Origin of the sequence: Pseudomonas sp. B2M1-30, assembly GCF_025447575.1 — a bacterium.
GTDB lineage: Bacteria > Pseudomonadota > Gammaproteobacteria > Pseudomonadales > Pseudomonadaceae > Aquipseudomonas > Aquipseudomonas botevensis.
Window position 1 is genome coordinate 65,880 of record NZ_JAOEJT010000022.1, and the last position, 8,588, is coordinate 74,467.

An 8,588-nucleotide genomic window follows, 5' to 3' on the forward strand; every position below is an offset into this window, starting at 1 on the left:
CCGGATGCCATTGCGCAGAAATGTCGCAAATGGATCGGTACGCGACGCAGTTGCCGCGAGGCTCGCAGGTGTCTGTGAAATTTTTCCTACAGGGTGGGCGGGCAGTTTCTGAAAGTGCGTGCAACACGTCCGTTGTATCTGGCGCGGATACATTTACCCGCCTAGGATACGCGGCAGGTTTTCAGGGAGCTTTTGAATGAACAAGACATTGGTTGTAGGTGCGCTGAGCGCAGCGCTGTTGCTGGCCGGCTGCCAGTCGGTCAACACCACCAGCGGCGGTGCCGTGGGCGTGGAACGCAAGCAGTACATGTCCAGCCTGCTGTCCTCGCAAGAGGTCGACCAGATGTACGCCCAGTCCTATCAGAAGACCGTGGGCGAGGCGTCGAGCAAGGGTGTGCTGGACAAGTCCAGCAACGAGGCCAGGCGGGTTCAGGCCATTGCCAACCGCCTGATCGCCCAGACGCCGAATTTCCGTCCGGATGCGGCGCAGTGGAAATGGGAAGTCAATCTGATCAAGAGCGATGAACTCAACGCCAACTGCGGTCCTGGCGGCAAGATCATTTTCTACACCGGGCTGATCGACAGCCTGAAACTCACCGACGATGAAATCGCTGCGGTCATGGGCCATGAAATCGCCCACGCCCTGCGCGAGCACGGTCGTGAAGCGATGTCCAAGGCCTATGGCATCGAAATGGCCAAACAGGGCGCCGGTGCGTTGCTGGGGTTGGGCCAGGACAGCATGGCGCTGGCCGACACCGTGGCCCAATACGGCATGACCCTGCCGAACAGCCGGGCCAACGAAAATGAAGCCGACCTGATCGGCCTGGAGCTGGCCGCCCGCGCCGGGTACAACCCGAATGCGGCAATCACGCTGTGGAACAAGATGAGCAAGGCTTCCGAGGGTTCGCCACCGGAATTCATGAGCACTCACCCGGCGTCGTCCAGTCGTATCGCATCGTTGGAAGCGGCAATTCCGAAGGTCATGCCGCTGTACGAAAAAGCGCCGAAGTCCTGAGGGATTTTCGGCGAGGCTGATGGCCTCTTCGCGAGCAAGCCTGTTCCCCCCATTGATTAGCCGTAAATCGGTGGGGCTTGCTCGCGAAGAGCGATAACGCGGTGTTACCGGGTTATCGCGTCAAACCCAGCCACTGCTCTGCATCGCCTTGTACACCGCAACAACCGCCAGAATCATGAACGCCGAAGCCGCGAGGCGACGGATCAGGGTCAGCGGCAGTTTCTCCGCCGCGAAGTTGCCGGCCAGTACCACCGGAACGTTGGCAATCAGCATGCCGGCGGTGGTGCCGATGATCACCAGCCACAGTTCCGGATATTGCGCGGCGAGCATCACCGTGGCGATCTGGGTCTTGTCACCGATTTCCGCGAGGAAGAACGCAATCAGCGTGGTCAGGAACGGTCCGAACTTGCGGGCGGTGCTGGCTTCGTCGTCGTCCATTTTGTCCGGGACCAGGGTCCACAGCGCCGTGGCGGCGAAGCTGGCGGCGAGAATCCAGTGCAGGACCGAGTCGGAGAAGAAGCTGCCGAACCAGGCGCCGACCGCACCGGCTGCCGCGTGGTTGGCCAGGGTCGCAGCGACGATACCGGCAATGATCGGCCAGGGTTTGCGAAAGCGAGCGGCGAGAATCAGCGCGAGCAGTTGCGTCTTGTCGCCGATTTCGGCCAAGGCAACGATTGCGGTGGGAACGAGTAACGAGTCCAGCATCAGGATTTCCTAAGGGGCGGGTCGACACGGCTATGACACGTACAGCCTTCCCGCCCCGGGTAAGGTGTGCGTGTCATAGGTCTTGTCAAACCCTGCGATCCGTCTGCTGCGGACGCTTGGGTCGCATACGCCATGATCTGAGGATCAAGTATGTTGACGTATGCCGGACGAGCTTGGCGCTCGTGGGAGACTACTCCCCTAGGACGGAGCGGATTCTGCCTTCGCCGATCCGATAGAGCAAGTACAAATTTCTAGCCGCGTTTGGCCCGATAAATCCGGAAGCCATTGCCCTCGGCCTTGATCGCACACACCCCCAGGTGCTCTTCGATCAGCGGTTGGTACTTCAGAAAACTGTTCGCCACCAGGCGCAGTTCGCCACCGTTTTTCAGATGTTTGGCTGCTTTTCGCAGCAAGTTCTCGGTGGCGACATAGTTGGTGTGAACGCCGGTATGGAACGGCGGATTGCTCAGAATCGCGTTCAAACCCATCGGGGCGGCATCGATCCCGTCGCCGGTCAGGACCTCGGCTTCCAGACCATTGGCAGCCAGGGTCAGGCGACTGCTGGCGGTAGCGAACGCATCGACGTCGAGCATCGTCACCTGCGTCTCGGGATAGCGACGTTTGATCGCCGCGCCCAATACACCGGCGCCACAGCCGAAATCCAGCAGATGCCCGCTCGGCAGTTTGTCCAGATGCTCCAGCAGCAGAGCACTGCCGCGATCCAGGCGACCGTGGCTGAAGACGCCCGGCAGGCTGACGACCTTCAACGGGCCTTCGGCCAGCGGCAGTTCGTAGGTCTGTGCCAGGCTCTCCAGCGGTTTTGCCTGCGGTGCGTCGGCCACGGTGACTTGCCACAACTGGCAATGCCGCGCGCTGTCGAGCTTGCGCGGCTTGCCGAAGGGGTTGAGCTGTTTGGACGCGCCTTCGATGCCGCTGCGTTTTTCCCCGACCAGAAACACCTCGCGCCCGGCCAGGCGCGCGGCCACGGCGTTGAGCAGGTAATTGGTCAAGTCTTTGGATTTGGGCAGGAACACCACGGCGCTGTCGAACTCGCGCTCCGGGACATTCACACCAAAATGGCTGCGCCCGGCGAAACGCGCATCGAGCGCGGCTTGATCGCCGGCGTGCCAGCACCAGCCAAACGCATCGGGCAGGCGCCCGAGCAAGTCGTCGGCGGGCAAGCCGGCCAACAACAGCGAACCCTGGAATAACTCGGCCTGACGAAGCAGTACTTCACTGCGCGGATCCATAACTGCTCCCGTGAAAAAAAGTGCCGCAGTTTATCAACTGACGACCCGCAGCGCCTTACCGCTGAAGAAGGCCTGGGCGTTTTCGCGCAATTGCCCCACGATCCGTTGCCGGGCCTCGCGGCTGCCCCAGGCGTTGTGCGGAGTGACGATCAGGCGCGGGATGTCGGCGGCCAGCAGCGGATTGCCATGGGTGGGCGGCTCCACGCTCAGCACATCGGTGGCAGCGCCGCCGAGATGCCCGTTGCGCAAGGCATCGGCCAGCGCCTGTTCGTCGATCAGGCCGCCACGGGCGGTGTTGACCACCAGGGCGCCGGGCTTCATCGATGCCAGCTCGCGGGCGCCGATGAAGTGGCGGGTGTGTTCGTTGAGCGGGCAGTGCAGGGTGAGAGCGTCGATCTGTGGCAGCAGTTCCTCCAGCGGCAGACGATCCGCGCGGGCAGGGCGACCGGGAATCTGCCCCAGCAACACGCGCATCCCGAACGCTTGAGCCAGGCGCGCCACCGCGCCGCCGAGTTCGCCGTGGCCGAGCAGACCCAGGGTTTTGCCCTCCAGTTCGATGATCGGGTAGTCCAGCAGGCAGAACTGTTTCGCCTGCTGCCAGCGACCTTCGCCGACGGCTTTCTGGTAGTCGGCCAGGCGGGTGGCGAGGTTGAGCAGGAGCATGATCGTGTGCTGCGCCACCGACGGTGTACCGTAACCCTGGCAGTTGCACACGGTGATGCCGCGTTCGCGGGCGGCGGCCAGGTCGACGTTGTTGGTGCCGGTGGCGGTGATCAGGATCAGTTGCAGATCCGGGTTGGCGGCCATGGCGGCGGCGTCGATCAGAATCTTGTTGGTGATCGCCACCGTGGCGCCTTGCAGGCGTTCGGCGACTTGTTCGGGCAAGGTCTGGGCGAACAGTTGCAGATCGCTGAAGCATTCGCGCAAGGGACTCAGGTCGAGATCTCCCAGATCCAGCGAGGGATGATCAAGAAATACGGCGCGGCGAGCGTTCGTCATCAACTGTACCTTTTGTGCTTTGAGCGGAGGGCGTACTCTGCCGAGCCTAACAGATGAAACAAATCGTTACGCCTTTGTAAGGGAGCCCTCATGTACTGGACCGAGTTCTTGACCGTTGCACTGATCCATCTGCTGGCTGTCGCCAGTCCCGGCCCGGACTTCGCCGTGGTGGTGCGCGAAAGTGTGACCCACGGTCGCCGCGCCGGCACCTGGACGGCGCTGGGTGTGGGCACGGCGATTTTCCTGCATGTCGGCTATTCGTTGCTCGGCATCGGCCTGATCGTGTCGCAGTCGATTGTGCTGTTCAATGCCTTGAAGTGGGCCGCTGCCGCCTATCTGTTGTACATCGGCTTCAAGGCCTTGCGCGCGCAACCGGCGAAAACCGTGACCGACGACTTGCACAAGGAGGCTGGCGAACGCACCGCCCGTGGCGCATTCACCTCAGGTTTCGTGACCAACGGCCTGAACCCGAAAGCGACGCTGTTCTTCCTGTCGCTGTTCACCGTGGTGATCAATCCGCACACGCCGCTGGCGGTACAGGCCGGTTACGGGATCTACCTGGCGGCGGCGACTGCCACCTGGTTCTGCCTGGTGGCGATGCTGTTCAGCCAGCAGCGCGTGCGCGCCGGTTTCGCCCGCATGGGACACTGGTTCGACCGCACCATGGGGGCGGTACTGATCGCCATCGGGGTGAAACTCGCGTTCACCGAGATGCATTGATCGGCTAAACCAGCTCGCTGAGTTTGTTCAGGGTGTTCAGATAGTCCCGGGGATTCTCCCCGAGCAAGCGGCGAAACATCGCGCTGAACGCCCGCGCGCTGCCGTACCCCAAATCTCCCGCCACGCGCTGCACGCTGTCCCCGGCGAGCAGGCGTGGCAGGGCTTCCATCAGGCGCAGTTGCTGGCGCCAGGCATTGAAATTCATCTGCAACTGCTGCTGGAACAGTCGCGCCAGAGTGCGTGAGCTGGCGCCGACCTGCTGCGCCCAGTCTTCCAGGGTGTTGGGGTGATCCGGCGTGCGCAGCAACGCCAGGCAGATGTTCTGCAAGCGCCGGTCGGTGGGCATCGGTATGTGCAGCGGCAGGTTTTCCAGGCTGGCGAGTTCTTCCAGCATCAATTGCTGGATCAGCGGATTGTCGGCGTGGGGCGGGCCTTGCACCGCACGCAGGATCAGCTCGCGCAGCAAAGGCGTCACCGCCAGCACGCAACAGTGCTGGAGGCTGGCGGGTGACAGATGCGCGGCGATGAACAGCGAACGCATCTGCACATCGCCGGACATGAAAATCTCGTGCGCCACCTCCGGTGGAATCCACACCGCGCGACTCGGCGGAATCACCCATGCCCCTTGTGCGGTGACCACCCGCATCACTCCGCTGGCGGCATACAGCAACTGCGCTTCACGGTGCAGGTGCAGCGGCTGGTGTGCGCCGTCCAGATAATCCCGGGGGTAGGCGCTCACCGGGCCGTGGTCGAAATGGCTGATCAACATGTCTGATTTGATGACTTGGATGGCAGGAATGCGCTTTTTTGCCAACTTAGCATAAGCCACTGACAACCACCGATAACTCTATAAAGCGTGCCGCGATGAACCCGTCCAGAAACGTCATTCGCTACATCAACGCAGCCCATGTGATTGATCACATGTTCATGCTGATTTTTCCCGCCGCCGTGCTCGGCATGACCCAGGCCTTTGCCCTCGACTACGCCGCGCTGATCGGCCTGTCGCTGGGTGGCTTTATCGCGTTCGGCGCCTGTTCGCTGCCGGCCGGCTGGCTGGGCGATCACTGGAGCCGGCGTCGGATGATGCTGGTGTTTTTCTTCGGCATCGGCGCCTCGGCGATCTTCACCGGCCTGAGCAACAGCCCGACGATGCTGGTGATCGGCCTGACCCTGATCGGCATTTTTGCGGCGATCTATCATCCGGTAGGCACCGCGATGCTGGTGGCCTGTGCGCAGAATCGCGGGCGGGAAATCGGCATCAACGGCATGTGGGGCAACCTCGGCGTGGCGTTTTCGGCGCTGATCACCGGGTTGTTGGTGGCGCAGTTCGGCTGGCGCTCGGCGTTTCTGTTACCGGGGGCGGTGGCGATCATGCTGGGAATCGGCTTCGCCTTGCAGGTGCGCGAGGAACCCATTTCGCAACGTCCGCACACCGCGCTCAAAGGTGCCGGCGGCCAGCGGATTTCGATGGTCATGGTGTTCGCTGTGCTGGCGTTGGCCACCGCCACCGGTGGCGTGGTGTTCAACGCCACGACCATGACGTATCCGAAGCTGTTCCAGGAGCGCCTGCACGATGTGTTCGCTTCGCCGCAGACCCTCGGCGTGGTGGTCAGCCTGGCCTATGCCTTCGGTGCCATCGCGCAGTTGAGCATTGGCCGGGTGTTGCACCGCGTCAGCCTGAAGTGGCCGTTCATCGCCTTGACGCTGTGCCAGGCGCCGCTGCTGTTTGCGCTGGCCTACGTCGACGGCTGGGCGGTGATCGCCATCGGGGCGGCGTTCATGTTCGTGGTGTTCGGCCAGGTCACGGTGAACGATTCGATGGTCGCCAATTTCGTCGCGCCGCAGTGGCAGTCGCGGGTCTTCGCGCTGCGTTACTGTTTATCGTTCGGCGCCAGTGCGACGGCGATTCCGCTGATTTCCTATGTCGAACCACGCCATGGTTTTGTGGGGCTTTACCTGATCCTGGCCGGTTTTGGCGCTTTGACTTTCCTTGCTGCGGTGGTTTTCCCCCGCACGCCTTCTGAAGCGGCTGTAGGGCAAACCGCCTGAACGACGATGAATCCCGGCAAATGCTGGCGCAAAGCTAGCATTTGTCCGGCTTTGCAAATCATTCCTTTGGCTGATTTAGCTGTCACGTAACGGTTTTAGAGTACGAATCTGTTCATCAAAACCGTGCAGTCAGAAAAGGGACTCTTATGTTGCAGACTCGCGTTATTCCGCCCGCCGAAGGGGCCTACCAGTACCCATTGCTGATTAAACGGCTGCTGATGTCCGGTGCCCGTTACGAGAAAACCCGCGAGATCATCTACCGTGACCAGTTGCGTTACAGCTATCCGACCCTGATCGAACGGGTGGCGCGGCTGGCCAACGTGCTGACGGCGGCCGGGGTCAAGCCCGGTGATACCGTGGCGGTGATGGACTGGGACAGCCATCGTTACCTGGAGTGCATGTTTGCCATCCCGATGATTGGCGCGGTGATTCATACCATCAACGTGCGCCTGTCGCCGGAGCAGATTCTCTACACCATGAACCACGCCGAGGACCGCTTCGTGCTGGTCAACAGCGAGTTCGTGGGCTTGTACCAGGCCATCGCGCCGCACCTGACCACGGTCGACAAAACCCTGCTGCTGACCGACCTGCCGGAAAAAACCGCCGACCTGCCGAATCTGCTCGGCGAGTACGAACAACTGCTGGCCGCCGCCAGCCCGCAGTACGACTTCGAGGATTTCGACGAAAACTCGGTCGCGACCACGTTCTACACCACGGGCACCACCGGCAATCCGAAAGGGGTGTACTTCACCCATCGGCAACTGGTGCTGCACACCATGGGCGTGTCGACCATCATGGGCGCCATCGACAGCGTGCGGCTGCTGGGCACCAACGATGTGTACATGCCGATCACCCCGATGTTCCACGTACACGCCTGGGGCCTGCCGTATGTGGCGACCATGCTGGGTCTCAAACAGGTTTATCCGGGGCGTTACGATCCGGAGTTTCTGGTCGAGCTGTGGCGCAAGGAAAAGGTCACGTTCTCCCATTGCGTGCCGACCATCCTGCAAATGCTGCTCAACGCCAAGGGCGCGCAAAGCACCGATTTCGGCGGCTGGAAGATTGTCATCGGCGGCAGTGCGCTCAACCGCACGCTCTATGAAACCGCCAAGAGCAAAGGCATTCAGCTGACCGCCGCCTATGGCATGTCGGAAACCGGGCCGCTGGTGTCCTGCGCGCACCTGAACGACGAACTGATGGCGGGCAGCGAAGACGAGCGCACCACCTACCGGATCAAGGCCGGGGTGCCGGGACCGCTGGTGGAGGCGGCGATCGTCGACGGCGAAGGCAACTTCCTCCCGGCCGACGGCGAGACCCAGGGCGAACTGGTGCTGCGTGCGCCGTGGCTGACCGAAGGCTATTTCAACGAACCGCAGAAGGGCGCCGAGCTGTGGGCCGGCGGCTGGTTGCACACCGGTGACGTCGCGACTCTCGACAGCATGGGCGTGATCGATATCCGCGACCGTATCAAGGACGTGATCAAGACCGGCGGCGAATGGATTTCCTCGCTGGATCTCGAAGACCTCATCAGTCGTCACGTTGCGGTACGTGAAGTAGCAGTGGTGGGTATCCCTGATCCGCAGTGGGGCGAGCGGCCGTTCGCCTTGCTGGTGATCCGCGAAGGACACGCCATCGGGGCGCGGGAACTCAAGGAACACCTCAAGCCGTTCGTGGAACTGGGGCACCTGAGCAAGTGGGCGATTCCGAGTCAGATCGCCCTTGTTACGGAAATTCCCAAGACCAGTGTCGGCAAGCTCGACAAGAAGCGCATCCGCCTCGACATCAGCGAATGGCAGACCAATAACAGCACCTTCCTCTCGACCCTCTGAACCTCCCCTCGCCGCCCCAAA

The 8,588-nt window shown here is 62.0% G+C and carries 8 protein-coding genes and 1 riboswitch; of the genes, 4 read left to right on the forward strand and 4 right to left on the reverse strand.

What is annotated here, in order from left to right:
• Positions 1 to 196: 196 nt before the first annotated feature.
• A complete protein-coding gene (locus N8H74_RS27915) occupies positions 197 to 1,015 on the forward strand; it encodes a M48 family metallopeptidase (protein ID WP_262151863.1) in 819 nt (272 codons plus the stop codon).
• Positions 1,016 to 1,135: 120 nt separating this feature from the next.
• Here the strand turns inward: N8H74_RS27915 and N8H74_RS27920 are convergent, their stop codons facing one another.
• The 3 genes from N8H74_RS27920 to N8H74_RS27930 all read right to left on the reverse strand — a co-directional run bounded on the left by N8H74_RS27920 (position 1,136) and on the right by N8H74_RS27930 (position 3,969).
• Entirely contained in the window at positions 1,136 to 1,720 is a 585-nt protein-coding gene (locus N8H74_RS27920) for a TMEM165/GDT1 family protein (RefSeq protein WP_262151865.1), read from the reverse strand.
• A gap of 88 nt (positions 1,721 to 1,808) precedes the next feature.
• Positions 1,809 to 1,931, reverse strand: a riboswitch (yybP-ykoY riboswitch).
• A 40-nt stretch (positions 1,932 to 1,971) separates the two neighbouring features.
• On the reverse strand, positions 1,972 to 2,970 hold the full coding sequence (locus N8H74_RS27925) for a class I SAM-dependent methyltransferase (RefSeq protein WP_262151867.1): 999 nt from the start codon (positions 2,968 to 2,970) through the stop codon (positions 1,972 to 1,974).
• Positions 2,971 to 3,003: 33 nt separating this feature from the next.
• Complete coding sequence (locus tag N8H74_RS27930; RefSeq protein WP_262151869.1) at positions 3,004 to 3,969, reverse strand: 2-hydroxyacid dehydrogenase; 966 nt, start codon at positions 3,967 to 3,969, stop codon at positions 3,004 to 3,006.
• Positions 3,970 to 4,059: 90 nt separating this feature from the next.
• On the opposite strand from N8H74_RS27930, the gene N8H74_RS27935 reads away from it, so the two are divergent.
• The gene (locus N8H74_RS27935) at positions 4,060 to 4,689 is read left to right on the forward strand and encodes a LysE family transporter (protein ID WP_085700862.1); all 630 of its coding nucleotides are present in this window, start codon (positions 4,060 to 4,062) and stop codon (positions 4,687 to 4,689) included.
• A gap of 4 nt (positions 4,690 to 4,693) precedes the next feature.
• Here the strand turns inward: N8H74_RS27935 and N8H74_RS27940 are convergent, their stop codons facing one another.
• Entirely contained in the window at positions 4,694 to 5,458 is a 765-nt protein-coding gene (locus N8H74_RS27940) for a helix-turn-helix transcriptional regulator (protein WP_217833867.1), read from the reverse strand.
• A 95-nt stretch (positions 5,459 to 5,553) separates the two neighbouring features.
• On the opposite strand from N8H74_RS27940, the gene N8H74_RS27945 reads away from it, so the two are divergent.
• Positions 5,554 to 6,738, forward strand: coding sequence for an MFS transporter (locus N8H74_RS27945; protein WP_262151872.1), 1,185 nt, complete (start codon positions 5,554 to 5,556; stop codon positions 6,736 to 6,738).
• Positions 6,739 to 6,884: 146 nt separating this feature from the next.
• On the forward strand, positions 6,885 to 8,567 hold the full coding sequence (locus N8H74_RS27950) for a fatty acid--CoA ligase (RefSeq protein WP_262151874.1): 1,683 nt from the start codon (positions 6,885 to 6,887) through the stop codon (positions 8,565 to 8,567).
• The last annotated feature ends 21 nt before the right edge of the window (positions 8,568 to 8,588 follow it).